Source organism: Chitinophaga flava (assembly GCF_003308995.1).
GTDB classification, from domain to species: domain Bacteria; phylum Bacteroidota; class Bacteroidia; order Chitinophagales; family Chitinophagaceae; genus Chitinophaga; species Chitinophaga flava.
This window is the reverse complement of record NZ_QFFJ01000001.1, coordinates 3,385,826-3,402,607: the sequence shown is the minus strand read 5'-3', so window position 1 is coordinate 3,402,607 and position 16,782 is coordinate 3,385,826. Positions and strand designations below refer to the sequence as shown.

Genomic DNA, 16,782 nt, shown 5'->3' with positions numbered 1-16,782 from the left:
CTTCACGGATTGTTAAATCCTGCAAATCAACCGGGTATTTAGCAAATCTCGTGCTTAAATGTTTAAAACAGTCTGATAATCACCCGCGAGCAACTGCGTATAAATTATTAACTTTACGCCAAAAGGCTAGTTAAGTGGCGGACATTATCAATTTATTACCAGACAATATAGCGAACCAGATAGCTGCAGGAGAAGTGATACAAAGACCGGCATCAGCGGTAAAGGAATTACTGGAAAATGCAGTAGATGCAGGAGCAACCGAGATTCAGCTGATCATAAAAGATGCAGGCAAGGAATTGGTGCAGGTAATCGATAATGGTGGTGGTATGAGCGAAACAGATGCCCGTATGTGCTTCGAACGACATGCTACCTCCAAGATACAATCCATAGACGACCTCTTCCAGATCCGGACCATGGGATTCAGGGGGGAAGCCCTGGCTTCCATCGCTGCCGTTTCCCAGGTGGAGCTCAAAACCCGTAAAAAAGGCGCCGAAGTAGGCAGCTACGTAGAAATTGACAACAGCCTGGTGAAAAAGCAGGAGCCCTGCCAAACTGCAGAAGGCACCAGCATCGCCATGAAAAACCTGTTCTTCAACGTGCCCGCCCGCAGAAACTTCCTCAAAAGCAATGCGGCCGAAATGCGGCATATTGTAGATGAATTTATCCGGGTAGCCATGGCTTATCCACAACTGCAGTTTTCGCTCACAAGCAATAACCAGCAGCTGTTCCATCTTGATAAAGGTTCTCTGAAACAACGTATCGTCGCTATTCTCGGACAACAATATAACTCCCGGCTGGTAAACGTAAAGGAGAGTACCGACTATATGAACGTTTACGGCTTCGTCGGTAAACCGGAAACCGCCAAAAAAACCCGCGGCGACCAGTTCTTTTTTGTCAACAACCGTTATATCAAAAGCCCTTACCTGCACCATGCAGTCATGAGCGCTTTTGCAGATATCATCCCGGCAGACAGTTTCCCGCTGTATGTACTTTTTATTGATGTCAACCCCGAACATGTGGACATCAACGTACACCCTACCAAGCAGGAAATCAAGTTTGATGATGAAAAAGTGATGTATGCGTTCATTCAGGCCACTGTGAAACATGCCCTGGCCCAGTTCAATGTGACCGCCACCCTGGACTTTGACCTGGATCCCAGCATACAGGCACTGGACGCTGTAAGCAAACCATTTACCGCACAACAGCAGGAAGAATATACTCATTCTCCTCTCTATAAATCCTTTACTCAGGCCAACCAGGCCCACATGATTGACAAAAGCAGCAACAGCAGCAATCTGAAACACTGGAAAGACCTGTACGAAAGCAATAAAACAACACCTAACACCGACGGATATACTATCAGCTCCTACACTGTGGAGCCGGAAACCCGCCCGGCCGTTACCTACGAAAGTCAGGCTCCTTCCACCGCCTCCGTGATCGATGAACGCTGGCAGGATACCGCAGCCGACCAGAAAGTACCGGTACAGGTGCACCAACAATATATCCTGTCGCAGATAAAATCCGGTTTTATCCTGATAGACCAGCAGGCCGCCCATGAGCGTATCCTTTACGAACGTTATATGCGTGCCCTGCAAGAGGCCCCCATGGCCACCCAGCAAAGCCTGTTCCCCCAGACCCTGCAGCTGCCTCCCGCAGATGCGGTAATGGTCGCCGAAATGCTTCCTGAATTACAGGCACTGGGTTATGAGCTGGAACCGTTTGGCAACCATACCTTTGTAGTACGTGGCACCCCTGCTGATATGCAGTCAGGCAACGACCAGGCCACCATCGAAGGCTTGCTGGAACAGTTCAAACACTTCGGAGACCTCAAAATAGATCGCCGTGAACAGCTGGTCCGCTCCATGGCCCGCAACAATTCCATCCCGGCCGGTAAAATATTGTCTGCCCGCGAAATGCAGAACATGATCGATGAGCTCTTTGCCTGCAGTATGCCGAACATCGCGCCAGGAGGGAAATTCACCTTCATCTCCTTCAAACTCACCGATCTGGCCAGGATGTTTGAACGAGGCAATTAAGCATTACATATTTTATTGATAAAATATAGGGCCCAGGACTTTAGTCCTGGGCTATTTTGTTGCTTATTGTGGCTCCACTTCTTCCAGCACTTCGTATAGCCGGAGAAACCGGCGGTATCGTTGCTGATAGCCGGCATACAGGCTTCTATCAGGATAAAATGTGTTGGCCGGCTGGTTGTCCCCTCCTGGCCAGGGAAGCTGCAATTCTCTGGCCGCCAGCATGATAGCGCCTATAGCAGATGCATCATTTTGCTGGCTTAACTCCATCTCCTGCCCAAAGATATCGGCCAGCAGCTGTATCCAGCCCGGAGTGGCGGTAAAACCACCGCTGACTGAAATACGTTGCACAGGTCCTGCTGTTTCCTCCAATGCTGATTTGATGCTCAGCAAAGCAAAACAGATCCCCTCCAGCATCGCCCGCATAAAATGAGCCGCCTTATGAAATGGCCTAATCCCGATAAAAGCCGCCGTGGCGTGGCTGTTCCATATGGGGGCTCTTTCACCCAACAGATAAGGTAAACATATAAGGCCGCCCGTATCGGCCTCCAGGGCTGCTGTTACCAGAGATGGCAGGGAGGTAAGGGGCTGCTGCAAAAAGTCTCTTACCAGCCATTGCAGCAGGGCGCCGCCATTGTTGCTGGCACCGCCGGTGATATACACTTCATCGGTCAGGAGGTAGGTAAACAGCCGTTCCTGCGCGTCGGTCTGCGGCCTGGAACCCGCCATGCGCACAGCACTGCTGGTGCCGATAGTAATGGTAGCATGCCCTGCGTCCAGCGCCCGACTACCCAATTGTGCCAGACATCCATCACTCCCCCCGATGATCAGCGGTGTATCGGCCGGAACGCCCAGTTCAGCTGCTACTGCAGGCAGCAGGCCTGTCAGCCGGGTATTGGCTGGCACCGGCGATGGCAATTGCGCCGCCGTAATGCCCGCATAATGCAGGGCTTCGGCGCTCCATTGCAATGTGGTAATATCAAACAATCCGGTGGCGGAGGCAATGGAGTGATCAGTCACATATCTCCCTAAAAAATGGTGCAGGATAAATTCCTTGATGCCGGAGAAAATAGCGGCGCGGGCAAACAGGTGGGGTTGTTGTTCCTGCATCCAACGTAGCTTACAAAGGGGCGACATCGCATGAACAGGCGTACCTGTTTGCTGGTACAACAGTTTGCCTGAAGGGCTGTTGCGTAGGGCCAGGGCCTGTGGCTCGCTGCGGTTATCTGCCCAGATGATGAGTGGTGTAAGTACTTCCCCGTTGACATCTATTGCCATGATGCTGTGCATAGCACTGCTGAAGGCGATAGCAGCAGGAGGATACCCTGCTTCGGCCACTACGTTTTTAATACCGGTTTTGACGGCATCCAGCAACAGAAGTGGGTCCTGCTCCGCATATCCCGGTTGTGGGTAATGAGTGGGATAAGCCTGTTGAAATACCCCGCTGACAGCCCCGTTTTGTATGTTAAGCCCAATCGTTTTAGCACTGCTGGTACCGATATCTACACCGATGATGTAAGGTGTCTGTTCACTCATAAAAAAAAGACTACTTTTTCAACATTTAATTTATAGATTTAAAACCGGTGTTCTTTAAATAAAGTCTAAAAATTTCCACGCAAATGGCTTTTGAAATTAAAAAACAGGCAAAGCTTTATGATGTTTGTATTGTTGGTTCCGGTGCCGGCGGCGGCATGGCAGCCAAAATATTATCGGAAGCCGGTCTGAAAGTAGCGCTCCTGGAAGCAGGGCCCAAGTATGATCCGGCAGACCCGGAGCAGGCCACACAACTGAAATGGCCTTATGAATCACCCAGAAGAGGTGCCAGCACAACCCGCCCCTTTGGAGACTTCGACGCCGCCTACGGCGGATGGGAAATTGCCGGAGAGCCCTACACAAGGAAAAACGGCACCCAATTCGACTGGTTCCGCTCCCGTATGCTGGGTGGACGTACCAACCACTGGGGACGCATCTCCCTTCGTTTCGGCGAACGCGACTTCAAACACAAAAGTTATGATGGCCTGGGTGACGACTGGCCTATCAGTTACCAGGATGTAGCACCTTATTATGACAGGGTAGATAAGCTGATCGGTGTATTCGGCTCCAAAGAAAACCTGCCCAACGAACCAGACGGATTTTTCCTCCCTCCTCCCAAACCAAGATTGCACGAGCTGATGGTAAAAAAAGCCGGTGAAAAACTGGGCCTTCCCGTTATTCCGGCACGACTGTCTATCCTCACCCGCTCCGTCAATAAAGACCGCAGCCCATGCTTCTACTGCAGCCAGTGTAGCCGCGGCTGTACTGTGTATGGCGACTTCTCCTCCTCTTCTGTACTGGTAAAACCCGCGATGAAAAGTGGTCACGTTGACCTATATACGAACGCGATGGTAAGGGAAGTGCTCACCGATAACAGTGGTAAAGCTACCGGTGTAGCCTATATCGACAAAGCAGATATGCAGGAATATGCTGTCAATGCCAAAGTAGTAGTGCTGGCAGCCAGTGCCTGCGAATCGGCCAGACTCCTGCTCAACTCCAAATCTGCCAAACATCCCAATGGTCTGGCCAACTCCAGCGGCGTAGTAGGTAAATACCTCCACGACTCTACCGGCGCCTCCAGAAGCGGATTCATTCCCGCACTCATGGACCGCAAACGTTACAACGAAGACGGTGTTGGCGGCATGCATCTTTACATTCCATGGTGGGGTGATAACAAAAAACTGGACTTTGCCCGTGGTTACCATATCGAAATGGGTGGCGGCATGCATATGCCTTCCTACGGCTTCGGCTTCGGCATGGAAAACATGAACGGCAAATATCCCGGCCGCGATGGCAAACCCAAAACAGCAGGCGGCTATGGCGCTTCCCTGAAAGACGACTACCGCCGCTTCTTCGGTGCCCACATCGGCTTCGCCGGCAGAGGAGAATGTATTGCCCGGGAAGACAACTACTGCGAAATCGATCCCAACGTAGTAGACAAGTACGGTATTCCCGTGCTGCGCTTCCACTACACCTGGACCGACCACGAGATCAAACAGGCCAAACATATGCAGGATACTTTCGAGCAGCTGATACTCGAAATGGGCGGTGTACCTTCCGGCAACAAACCAGGCGCGGAAACACTGTACGGGCTGGAAAATCCCGGCCGTATCATCCATGAAGTGGGTACCACCCGTATGGGCGATAACCCATCTACTTCTGTACTCAATAAATTCAATCAGGCCCACGAAGTGAAAAACCTGTTTGTTGTGGATGGCGGCGCCTTCGTATCACAGGCAGACAAAAATCCAACCTGGACCATCCTCGCACTCTCCATGAGAGCATCCGAATATATTGTAGACCAGCTGAAGAAACAGAATATTTAATCATGCAGGCACTCATTTTATGAAGATGAGCGCATAAAAAATATAACATGGATAGAAGAGAATCCCTTAGAGCCATTGCGCTGGGAACTTTATCTGTAGGCACCATCTTATCTGCCACCGGTTGTGAAGACAACAAAACCGGCGGTGACAAAAAAACAGCCGCCAATACGCCCGGCTATGGCCGCACACCGGACGAAGCCAAAAGAGACAAGGCCCTGATGGAAGATAAATTCTTCACACCTGAAGAAATGAAAACCATCACCATCCTGGCTGATATTATCATCCCCGCTGATGAACACTCCGGCAGCGCTTCTGATGCTAAGGTTCCTGAATTCATTGAGTTCATTGTAAAAGATATGCCCGACCACCAGCTGCCCATGCGCGGCGGCCTCCGCTGGCTCGACGTACAATGTGCCAAACGTTATAATAAGTCCTTTGCAGCGTGCAGCCCGGAACAACGTATCGAGATGGTAGACCTTATCGCCTACCCTGAAAAAGCCGCCCCCGAAAACACACAGGGCGTTGCCTTCTTCAACCGTATGCGTAATCTTACCGCCACCGGTTTCTTTACCAGCAAAATAGGTATCAAGGACCTCGGATATGTAGGTAACACTCCTAACGAGTGGGATGGTGTGCCTGCTGATGTGCTGAAACAGTATGGTTATGCCTACGACGAAAAAACCCTGGCCACCTGCCTCAAAATCGAAGACAGAGGCAAGATCATGACCTGGGATTAAATAAACGTTATGAATGAACGAATCTGGCGGTGGAAATGATAAGTGGATATAAAAATCTGGTTTCACCTTTTATCTTAGCTCTCCAATCCGCGATTCGTCATTTATCCGCAATCAACAAGTACCTATTAAACTATTATCACTCATGGTTCCAGAAAAAAAGAGCGGGACAAACCAGGTATCCCGCAGATCATTCCTGAGAAACGGTGCATTAGCCGCCGCCGGATTTATGATCGTTCCACGTCATGTACTGGGTAGAGGTTTTACAGCACCAAGCGACCGTCTCCGTGTAGCCGGTATCGGTGTTGGTGGTAAAGGTTTCGGTGATATCTCCGAATTTGCCAAAGGCCCTGCCGACATTACCTTCCTCTGCGATGTAGATACACGTCGTGCAGCCGATGCCGTTAAGAAATTTCCTAAAGCCAAATTCTATACTGACTTCAGGGAAATGTTCGATAAAGAACATAAAAACTTTGATGCGGTATCTGTGTCCACACCAGACCACCAGCACGCTGTAGCAGCCATGGGCGCCATGCAGCTCAACAAACACGTGTATGTTCAGAAACCTCTGACCCACGACATCTATGAAGCACGTATGCTCACCCAGGGCGCTAAAAAACATAAAGTGGTAAGCCAGATGGGCAACCAGGGCTCATCCGGCGACGGTGTACGTCAGTTGATGGAATGGTACAATGCCGGCCTTATCGGCGATGTACATACTGTTTACTGCTGGACAGACCGCCCTGTATGGCCACAAGGTATTGCATGGCCTACCGAAAAGAAAGACATCCCGAAAGAACTCAACTGGGACCTGTGGCTGGGAACCGCTCCCAAAAAGGATTATGTGGATAACCTCGTGCCTTTCAACTGGCGTGGCTGGTGGGACTATGGTACCGGTGCCATCGGCGATATGGGTTGCCATATCATCGAACCTCCTTTCCGTGTACTGGGCCTGGGTTACCCCACTTCTGTGGAATGCAGCGTAGGTAGTGTATATGTGGGCGAGTTTACCCGTGGTTACTTTCCCGAAAGCTGCCCTCCTTCTTCCCATGTTATCATGAAATTCCCGGGCAAAAACGGCAAAGAAATCACCCTGCACTGGATGGATGGTGGTATTCAGCCCGAACGTCCGGAAGAACTGGGACCTAATGAAGTCATGGGTGACGGTGGCAACGGCGCCATCTTCATCGGCGATAAAGGCAAGATGATGTGCGGTACCTACGGCATGTACCCCAAGCTGCTGCCTACTTCCCGCACCAACGAAGTAAAAGTGCCACAAACCATCGCCCGTGTACCGGAAGGTCACTACGTTCAATGGGTAAATGCAGCCATCGCCGGCTACAACAGCAAACAAGCCCAAACACTCAGCTCTCCGTTTGATATCGCCGGTCCGCTAACAGAAAGCATTCTGATGGCCAACCTCGCCATCCGCAGCTTCGACCTCCGCAAGCCAAAAGCCAGCGGAAAAGGATACGACTACCCCGGCCGTTATATCAAACTGCTGTGGGACGGCGCCAATATGAAGATCACCAACTTCGATGAAGCCAACCAGTTCGTGAAACGTACTTATCGCGACGGCTGGTCTCTGGGCGTTTGATGCTGATCCGGATTAAATATTTTAAATAAAAAATGCAGCGAAGCGCTTCGCTGCATTTTTTTTCCCAGGGCTGAAGCCCTGGGCTATTTTCGAGGCCCGGGATATGAAGCCCAGAGCTAATTCTGAAGTTCTTAATATGAATCTATATTAGCCCAGGGCTTCAGCCCTGGGACGTTATTTATAGGGAACTTGTTGCTCCAGGTTGCTGTTCTTCCGGATCTCTGCGGCAGGGATAGGCAGCAGATAATCTTTCTCCCTGAAAGTACGGTCCTGTATGCTGACAGGGCGGTATACAAACGGGTGGTTAGCTATCATGGAGCCCAGTACTTCAATACCTTTGGCACTGCCGTTAAACGCCGTCATTGCATCTGTCATCCATCTGCGGGCATCAAAGAAACGGTGTTCTTCAAACGCCAGCTCATAGCGTCTTTCATATTTAAGCATGTCTTTCAACGCATCTCCGGTAGCTGCTGTCGCCGGCATACCAGCCCTGGTACGTACACTGTTTAACACCGGTAATGCGTCTGCCTCCTCTCCCAGCCAGATACTGGCTTCTGCATAGTTCAGCAGCACTTCTGCATAACGAATAAAGATCCAGTTCTGGTCACCACGGAAAAACTGCGCATCCAGGTTTTTATCCATGAACTTACGCATATAATACCCGGAGAATGTACCATTCCAGTTTTCGATGGTGCTGTTACGTGTATCGAGGCCCCACACACTGTCTACGCCGCCATTTTTGGGTTCATATTTACCTGTCTGGATTACCCCTACAGGATCTACTTCCGCACCATCTTTGGGACGAGGCTTCCATTTGGCGCCGTCATACAGGATGGTAGCATAAAAACGCGGATCACGGCCTACATAGGGCGCCTGCGCCTGTGCAGCATTAGACCAGGAGAAAGCAGAGCCGTCCCTCATCTGATAGCCGGAAACAAAGTTTTCCAGTGGCACATTGCCTCCCCAGTTATGATAACCATTAGGACCATTGTAAAGATCATGGCTAGTGCCCAATAAAGCCTTGTCATATTGTTTAACAAAAATCAGCTCCTTATGATCCTTGTCCAGGAAAATACGGCTGTAATTTTCTGCTGCTGAATCAGTAGGATGATATAGTTCGTAGATACCCAGATCCATTACCGCTTTGGCCGCATCTTTGGCCAGGCGGAAACGGGCCATCTGATCCCCGGTAGTATAACCCATCAATGGGCTTTTCACTTGTTTGTTAAACAGATCACTGGCAGCAAACAGCAATATCCTTGATTTCAGGGCCATAGCAGCACCTTTGGTTACCCTACCCTTGTCTTTTATCCCTTCATAAGACAGCGGCAACAATTTAGCAGCGCTGTCACACTCATCAGCGATAAACTTCACACAGGTTTCAAACGTCGCTCTTTTGATATTTAGGATTTCCTGCTCATCACCTTTTACATTGAATGTTTTTGTGACCAGTGGCACCCCGCCGTAATACTTCACCAGCATTTGATAGTACCAGGCCCGCATAAAATGAACTTCTCCCTTCATCGTATTACGGGTGGCATCATCTACCGGCACGTTATCAATCTTCTCAAAAAACATATTACAATTACGTATCTCTTTATAATGGTTGTCCCAACGGCTGAAATCATTGAGTGCACCTATATCATCGGGAGAGATATTGCCCTGTACTACCCGGGAAGTATTGTAGTCGTGAATAAACCGGCTTTCATCGGTCATGGATGACAGCATTACTTCATTAAATCCGGGGCGCATCTGCACATACAGGTCGTTCACAAACGCCTGTACCAGCCCTTTGTCCTGCCATACCTCCGACTCCTGATACTCTGTCAGGGGCTTCTTTTCCAGAAAATCCTTGTTACATGCGGTAGTGGAGTACAATAATGCCGCCACTGCCAGATATTGTATGATGTTTAATTTTTTCATGGCTCGTTGTTTAGAAAGTGACATTTAATCCGACATTGTAAATCTTCGTCTGTGGATAGTACTGACCGCTTCCCATGGGGGCTTCCGGATCAAATATTTTTACATTGTCGATGGTCAGCAGATTTTGTCCGCTTAGGTATACACGTAGTTTCTGCAGACCTATCCTTTTGATCAGCTGTTCAGGAACGGTATATCCGAAGTCGAGGGTTTTAAGACGGGCATAGTCTGTTTTCCAGAACCAGAAAGTGTTCTGGCGGGCTACCCAGTATTCGCGGTCCCGGTCGTTTACGCGGGGCCAGGAAGCGTTGGTATTATCAGGTGTCCAGCGGTCTTTAATGTATGCTTCAGGGAAGTTGCCGATAAGGCCGGACTCTGTATGCAGATACTGGCTGGCACCGGTAGCGCCCTGCCACAGCATGGTGAAGTCGAAGTTCCGGTATTTGGCAGAGAAAGTGAGGCCAAATATCCAGGTTGGATTTTCAGTGCGGTTTACCCGGATGCGGTCCAGATCATCGATTACGCCGTTGCCGTCGATATCCGCAAAAATAATATCCCCCGGACGGGCGCCGCTTACATGCGGTGTTTTATCCACTTCTTCCTGTGTTTTGTAGATGCCGATTGCTTTGTAGTACAATGGTGCATCAATCATTTTTCCGGTTGACTTCTGCCATTCCGGTACACTGGGCACTTCATCCCAGAAGAGGATCTTGTTCTGGGCATGTGTAACGGTACCGACTATTTCATAATGGAATTTGTTGATATCGTTTTTGTGTTTAAGTACTACTTCAAAACCTTTGTTTTCTACTTTGCCCAGGTTTTCCTGTGGCAGTGTCATACCGGTATAAGCCGGCATAGACTGGCTACGGCTTACCAGAATGTTGGCACGACGGGTATAGAAATAGTCTGCTTCGAAAGACAGTTTTTCGCCAAGCAGCGCACCTTCCACCCCTACGTCGAAGTTGTTGGCCATTTCCCAGGTGATGGCTTCATTGGGAGAACGCAGCTGGTAAATGCCTTTGTTGAGATCCCCACCCAACATCACACCACCATCACTGAAGCCATAGGTACTGAGATACTGAAAGGAAGGTATCTGGTCGTTACCCATTTGTCCCCATGATGCACGGATTTTGAAATAGTCCATAACACGGATACTTCTCTTCCAGAAGCCTTCATTGGAAAGCACCCATCCGGCAGATGCGCCGGGGAAGAAGCCGAAGCGGCTGTTGCGCGGGAAGTTCTGTGTACCGTCATAACGGGCATTAAAATCAAACAGATAGGTTTCGCGGTAGTTGTAGGATATACGTCCGAAGTAGTTACGACGGGCAAAAGAGAAGCCACTGCCACCGTTGTTTTTTTCTTTATCGCCGCCGGCAAACAGCTGGTCCAGTTTATCACTGATGAAATACCGGCGGTTGGCCAGCATAGTATCACCATTAAAAGTAGCCTGCTCAAATGCGATGAAAGTATTCAGGTTGTGTTTTCCAAAAGAACGATTATAGTTGATTTTGAAATTCACAGTAGATAAGCGGTTGCTGTTGAAGCTTTCATTGAGCTGTGGCGCACTTACACCTCTGGAAGCCGGATTCAGTTTATGGTCCGGGCTATTGGGGTCCAGTGTATAAAGTGTCCATGGTTTTATCCAGGTTTTGACGAAGTCGAAGTTCTGGTCGTAGGCAAAGTTTCCATCGAGAGACAAACCACGTACCCAGGGGATATTAATGGTAGCACCGAGGGTTCCGTTGAGCACATAGTTTTTGTCATTCGTATATCCGACAGTGTTAGTACTAGTAACTACCGGATTATCACCGAATTCGATATCGGGTCCGGGCATACCGTTGGGCCAGATAGCATTTTCGGTAGGACGACCACGCATGAGAGAACGGAAGATTGAATTGGCACTACGGGGAGGGAAATTTTTGTTTTCCAGTCTTCCGGCGAGATCGAGGCGCAGGTGGATGTTTTCGTTCACATGAGCATCCAGGTTGGCCCTTACGTTCTGTTGTTTATAGTTGGTGGCGCTGGTTTTATAGATAGCGTCCTGATAGAGGGTACCGAGGGAAACGAAATATGTCATTTTCTCGGAGCCGCCGCTGAGAGACAGATCGTGCCTGTTCTGCAGGGATGTGTTTTTAATAACTGCATCATACCAGTTAGTGTTAGGATACAACCAGGGGTCGGATCCGTCACTGAATTTCTTGATCTGGTCTTCAGTAAAGCGGGGTTTATCACCGCCATACTGCAGGATTTCGTTGACCAGGCGTGCATAAGTGGGCGCATCTGCCATTTTAGGCAGGCGGGTTGGTGAAACAAATGATTGGTTGAAGCCGTAATTGATAGTTGGCTTTCCTATTTTTCCCCTTTTGGTGGTAACCAGTATAACGCCGTTGGCTGCACGGGAACCATAGATAGCAGCTGCTGCATCTTTCAGTACAGACACACTTTCAATATCGCCGGGAGCCAGACGGGCAAAGCCTTCGCGGGGAATACCATCGATCACGTACAGTGGTGTGCTGACACCCAGGGTGCTACGACCACGAATAAAAATACGGGAGTTGTCATTGCCAGGCTCTCCACTGTTATTGACCGCAATGATACCTGGAACGCGGCCTACCAGAGAGTTGGAGATGTTGACGTTAGGCGACTGTTGCAATTCTGCGCCTTTTACAGATGCGACGGCGCCTGTTTTGGTTACTTTCTTCTGTGTACCATAACCTACTACTACATACTCATCCAGGGTTTTCTGGTTTTCCTTGAGTACGGTGCTCAGGGAAGTACGTCCATCTACTCCGATTTCCTGAGTATCGAAACCAACATACTGCAATACCAGTACAGCATCTCTTTTTACATCTTTCAGAGAGAAGCTTCCCTTAGGATCTGTGACAGTTCCGCGTTGTGTGCCTTTGATGAGCACTGTGACCCCGGGCAGGGGATTTCCATGAATGTCTTTGATTTTTCCTTCAACGGTTAGATTTGCCTGTTGCCATACCGCAGGTACCGACGCACGGGCAACGACCGGGCCTGATACAGCGGCAGAAAGGCATAGCAATAGCATTGCCTGCGCATAACGTGGAATCATAAATGAGATTTTTGGGTGATAAAAGTGCTACGTTTTACGTTTACTGTTCTGTTTTACTGTTTTTCAATAAAAAAATAATAAGGGTAATTCATACCATTAGGTAAGATATTCAGAAAATGTTTAATTTTTTTCTAAAAATAAGCGTGCTTTTTACCCCTTTCTCTAAAAGCCACACACATACTAACAATATATTATATTTGCTGATGCGCAGTTTACGTCATTCCCTGCGCCCCCTTTATCATGAAAAAAACTATACTCTGGCTGTTGGCCTGCTGTATGCTGTCGCTGGCAGCCTGCGACAAAACAATGGTAACAGTAGATAATCCTCCTGAAACCACGACGCCTGTAAATCCTGGTACTACACCACTCCCTGACAAACAAGTAAAAGCAGGATTACAGGGTATCATCACCGATGAAAACAACGATCCGCTGACTGGTGCCCGTGTACAATGCGGAGATCAGTCTGCTGTTACAGACCAGTACGGTGCTTTCCGGTTTCCGGAGCTTGATCTCAGGGAAGCCGCAGCAGTGGTTACTGTACAAAAAAACGGTTACTTCAACGGTGTGCGAACTTTTCGTGTAACCGGTACCGGTAGAGAGCAGTTTGTACAGATTCAGTTGCTTCCGAAAACAGCGGCCGGCTCTTTTGACGCCACCACTGGTGGTAATGTAAGCGCCTCCAATGCGCAGTTTATTTTTGTTCCCAACCAGGTGCTCGACGCATCCAACAAGCCTTACAAGGGAAAAGCCACATTGAACTACGCATTCATCAATCCGGAAAGAACGGACTTTTTCGATATCATGCCCGGTGACCTGCGTGCTGTTAATGATAAGAATGAAGTAGTGGCACTGCAATCCTTCGGCATGATGGCACTGGAACTGCAAGGAGAAAACGGAGAAAAACTCCATCTCGATGGCAGCAACAGTGTTACCTTCCGGATGGTAATACCTGCCACGCTCAGAAACTCCGCTCCTGCTAATATCCCGCTGTGGCATTTCAATGAAACCACTGGTCTGTGGCAGCAGGAAGGCAGCGCAGAGAAATTAGGTGACAGCTACGTAGGTACTGTTAAACACTTCTCCTTCTGGAACTGCGATGCTCAATTTCCGATTGTGAATTTCAAAGCCAGCTTCAAAGACGATAAAAACAATCCACTCGCCAATACTGCCATCGTGATCACCAGAACCAACGGTAGCAGTACTTATGGTAACACTGATGGCAATGGTGAAGTAAGCGGCGCAGTGCCTGCCGGTGAACAGGTGACCATCTCTATCAGAAACCAATGCGGACAAACGATCTTCTCCAAAAAAGCAGGCCCATGGACCGTTGATGTCAATGCAGGTACTTACACTGTCACCCTGGACCCTGTTAACGCAATATCTGTTAGCGGAAAGGTGAGCAATTGTACAGGTGCCGTTGTGAATAAAGGCGTTGTGAATATACAGGTGGAAGGTGTACACTATACCGCCGTTATTCAGAATGGCAGTTATGCTACCAGCATTGTTCGCTGCCAGCCTGGTGCAGTAAATATGGTACTGAATGCTGTAGATGAAACAGCCAACAAGATGTCTACTATCACGGTGCAGGTATCTCCAGGTCAGTATACACAAGACCTTCAGGCCTGCGATGCCATACAGGCTAGCACAGTATCTATTCTGCTGGAAGGACAAACGCTCTCTTTTAGCAGCCCTGCGGACTCCATAGCGCTATACAATGGCAGCAGAGACACCCTTGTCAACTATAGCGCTGCGGCCTCTCATAAAACGGCCAACTCTGACTATATCAGCTGGAATATGAGCAGCATCCAGGTAGGAACCCAAACTTCCAAGTATATTAACATCAATGTTGGTAGAAAAAAGTACTATCAGCAATCCATGACTGTTAACATCACCCGCACCGGTGTCCCCGGAGAATACCTGGAAGGAACACTTTCCGGTAATATTACAAGGGCAATCGACAGTGCTGCAGTCCCCATCAGTGGCTCATTTAAATTAAGAATAGAATAACATAAAATCGTTATACAAGAAAAAAGGCCAATAGTCAAAAAACTATTGGCCTTTTTTGCATAAATTCATAAGAATGAACGTTATACAGTAACCAGATCTTAATGTTTATGAAGAACCTCCACTCACTATTAATGATTTTGGCAGGCTTCACATTGCTGATTGCCTGTAGCAAAGAAATGAGCAAGGAAGGGACCGGTTTCCCAACCTGTGATTATGCTCCTTACACCACCGGCTCCTCTTTTTCCTACATTGATGTTGGCCAGAAACAAGACACGACCTCCTACACACTGACTGTTTCCGGTGATACTACCATCGGCGGTACCACATATAAAAAGGTCCGCGATGACAGTGTGTTTTTCTGCTCCAACTGTAAAGATGGCATCTACACACAGATAGCCAGTCTTCTCACTTTTCAGGGATATAAAGCAGATAACGTTCCGCTTACCTACCTGAAGGAAACTGTACCCCAGGGCAGCTCCTGGCAGGACACCGTCAATGTCAGTAACGGTACCGTTACTACCAAGGCTATCCTGCAACATACCATCGTCCAGAAAGGCTTTACCAAAACCGTCAACGGTAAAGACTATCCTGACGTGATCGCTGTAAAACTGGATGCCTCCACAATTTTGCTGGATAACGCCGTACCTGTCGGTACCGTGTCTACCAGCTACTACGCCAAAGGCATTGGCCTTATAGAAGCAGACCAGACTCAAGATACCATCAAACTGGTATCCTATATCATCAAGCCCTGATTAATAATCCTTCCATACCATCGTCAGAAAGCGCTCTACAGCTCTTCGTACGTTCGTGGCCGTATCCTGATGATTATTCACCAATACACTGAAGACCAGTGTCTTATTTTTCTTTGTCACCAGGTAACCGCTTAGCGCCACTACCCCGCTCAACGTACCTGTTTTAGCATGTACGAACTGCTGTTGATAATAATTACGCAGTGTTCCTTTTCCTCCGGTAGGAAATATCTCCCATAGCCTCTCCTGAGGATACTGTTGGTACAGCATGGTCAATACACTCACAAAGTCCCTGGGTGTGAAGAGATTATAACGCGACAGGCCAGAACCATCCACCCACTGCGGAGGATGTGGCAAAGCCTTCAGATCACCTTCCAGCAACCAGTTGATCATTTTTTTGCTGCTGATAGTGTCCCACATGGCTGCTGATGCCATCATAAGAGTTTGTTCTGCAAAGAAGTTGTCACTCCGGTGCATCATTGGTCTGAACAATGAGTCTGCCGGTATACTTTTTAATAGTTTAAAGGCAACCTTACCTGTGTTAACGGCCAGGCCTATACGCTTATGCAAGGTGTCCTGCAGCCTTTCCCGCAGTTGTTGTTCCGCACCGGTAATAAAAGGCACCTCTGTCAGGGAAGCTTCTTTATAGTCAGGGTTATATTTCAGGAAGAAGAGATTATTTCTTTCATCCCTGTCGGTGGATACTTTGCTGATTGTGCGGTCTGCCGTGGCTTCCAGATCATAGAGTGCGGGGATCATGTGGCTGGTATCACCATGGTGATAAAGGCGTACCACGTTGCCATACATGGGCCATTCGGTCAGCTCAGGCTGGTAGTCATCTGCATAGTCAGACCAGGACCATCCCGGACCGTAGCGTTTATTCAGATTAACAGCCGGTACCAGATAAATGGACTTACGGGTTTGTTGCAACAGCTGCAGCAGCGGCTGGAAAGTATAGTCCGGATGCAGGAAAGACGGGTCCGCCACTCCTTTCACATAAATGGCTGTATCATTTTCATAATAACGGACAGCAGGCAAGGAATCTCCCAGCAGTTTCATCCCGGTAAACAGGGAGAATATTTTGGTATTGGAAGCCGGTGTAAAAAATTTATCATCCTGATACTGGTACCAATATTTTTGGGTGGCAGGCTCATAGATCGAAATCCCCACATGTGCCTGTTCCAATGGCTTTTCATGCAACAGGGAATGGTTGGCCCACTTGCTGATGGCCGCTGTTTGTGCAGATACTTGTAAAGACAATCCAATTGCAGAAAGGAGTAAAAGAAATCTCATGATGGGAAATT

At 48.7% G+C, this 16,782-nt stretch carries 10 protein-coding genes; 6 read left to right on the top strand and 4 right to left on the bottom strand.

The genetic code is table 11. The annotated features are described in order from the left end of the window. Positions 1-134: 134 nt before the first annotated feature. Entirely contained in the window at positions 135-2,036 is a 1,902-nt protein-coding gene (gene mutL, locus DF182_RS13665) for a DNA mismatch repair endonuclease MutL (RefSeq protein WP_113616155.1), read from the top strand. A gap of 63 nt (positions 2,037-2,099) precedes the next feature. Here mutL and DF182_RS13660 read toward each other — a convergent pair whose 3' ends face one another. After that, the gene (locus DF182_RS13660; protein ID WP_113616154.1) at positions 2,100-3,569 is read right to left on the bottom strand and encodes a gluconokinase; all 1,470 of its coding nucleotides are present in this window, start codon (positions 3,567-3,569) and stop codon (positions 2,100-2,102) included. Between the two features lie 83 nt (positions 3,570-3,652). Here DF182_RS13660 and DF182_RS13655 point away from each other — a divergent pair, with 83 nt between their 5' ends. The 3 genes from DF182_RS13655 (at position 3,653) to DF182_RS13645 (ending at position 7,723) form a co-directional block, all read left to right on the top strand. Next, positions 3,653-5,392 carry a GMC family oxidoreductase gene (locus DF182_RS13655; protein WP_113616153.1) on the top strand — a complete coding sequence of 580 codons (1,740 nt, stop codon included), beginning with the start codon at positions 3,653-3,655 and terminating at the stop codon, positions 5,390-5,392. Positions 5,393-5,439: 47 nt separating this feature from the next. Continuing rightward, positions 5,440-6,129 carry a gluconate 2-dehydrogenase subunit 3 family protein gene (locus DF182_RS13650; RefSeq protein ID WP_113616152.1) on the top strand — a complete coding sequence of 230 codons (690 nt, stop codon included), beginning with the start codon at positions 5,440-5,442 and terminating at the stop codon, positions 6,127-6,129. Between the two features lie 142 nt (positions 6,130-6,271). Next, positions 6,272-7,723 carry a Gfo/Idh/MocA family protein gene (locus DF182_RS13645; protein ID WP_113616151.1) on the top strand — a complete coding sequence of 484 codons (1,452 nt, stop codon included), beginning with the start codon at positions 6,272-6,274 and terminating at the stop codon, positions 7,721-7,723. 174 nt (positions 7,724-7,897) lie between these two features. On the opposite strand, the gene DF182_RS13640 is transcribed toward DF182_RS13645, so the two are convergent. Then, positions 7,898-9,646, bottom strand: coding sequence for a RagB/SusD family nutrient uptake outer membrane protein (locus DF182_RS13640; protein WP_161964137.1), 1,749 nt, complete (start codon positions 9,644-9,646; stop codon positions 7,898-7,900). A 10-nt stretch (positions 9,647-9,656) separates the two neighbouring features. Continuing rightward, positions 9,657-12,722, bottom strand: coding sequence for a SusC/RagA family TonB-linked outer membrane protein (locus DF182_RS13635; RefSeq protein ID WP_113616149.1), 3,066 nt, complete (start codon positions 12,720-12,722; stop codon positions 9,657-9,659). A 240-nt stretch (positions 12,723-12,962) separates the two neighbouring features. Between DF182_RS13635 and DF182_RS13630 the strand changes: the two genes are divergently transcribed. Together DF182_RS13630 and DF182_RS13625 are read left to right on the top strand one after the other, a co-directional pair. Then, a complete protein-coding gene (locus DF182_RS13630) occupies positions 12,963-14,729 on the top strand; it encodes a carboxypeptidase-like regulatory domain-containing protein (RefSeq protein ID WP_147243434.1) in 1,767 nt (588 codons plus the stop codon). Between the two features lie 107 nt (positions 14,730-14,836). Beyond that, complete coding sequence (locus DF182_RS13625; RefSeq protein ID WP_147243433.1) at positions 14,837-15,481, top strand: hypothetical protein; 645 nt, start codon at positions 14,837-14,839, stop codon at positions 15,479-15,481. On the opposite strand, the gene DF182_RS13620 is transcribed toward DF182_RS13625, so the two are convergent. Then, positions 15,482-16,771 (bottom strand): D-alanyl-D-alanine carboxypeptidase, encoded by a 1,290-nt coding sequence (locus DF182_RS13620; protein ID WP_113616146.1) that lies wholly within the window; start codon positions 16,769-16,771, stop codon positions 15,482-15,484. It abuts the gene before it with no gap. Positions 16,772-16,782 lie beyond the last annotated feature (11 nt).

Coding starts and splice junctions, on each gene's coding strand:
- DF182_RS13635 (WP_113616149.1), bottom strand. CDS start 12,722: ATGATTCCACGTTATGCGCAGGCAATGCTATTGCTATGCCTTTCTGCC.
- DF182_RS13620 (WP_113616146.1), bottom strand. CDS start 16,771: ATGAGATTTCTTTTACTCCTTTCTGCAATTGGATTGTCTTTACAAGTA.
- DF182_RS13650 (WP_113616152.1), top strand. CDS start 5,440: ATGGATAGAAGAGAATCCCTTAGAGCCATTGCGCTGGGAACTTTATCT.
- DF182_RS13630 (WP_147243434.1), top strand. CDS start 12,963: ATGAAAAAAACTATACTCTGGCTGTTGGCCTGCTGTATGCTGTCGCTG.
- DF182_RS13640 (WP_161964137.1), bottom strand. CDS start 9,646: ATGAAAAAATTAAACATCATACAATATCTGGCAGTGGCGGCATTATTG.
- DF182_RS13645 (WP_113616151.1), top strand. CDS start 6,272: ATGGTTCCAGAAAAAAAGAGCGGGACAAACCAGGTATCCCGCAGATCA.
- DF182_RS13625 (WP_147243433.1), top strand. CDS start 14,837: ATGAAGAACCTCCACTCACTATTAATGATTTTGGCAGGCTTCACATTG.
- DF182_RS13660 (WP_113616154.1), bottom strand. CDS start 3,569: ATGAGTGAACAGACACCTTACATCATCGGTGTAGATATCGGTACCAGC.
- DF182_RS13655 (WP_113616153.1), top strand. CDS start 3,653: ATGGCTTTTGAAATTAAAAAACAGGCAAAGCTTTATGATGTTTGTATT.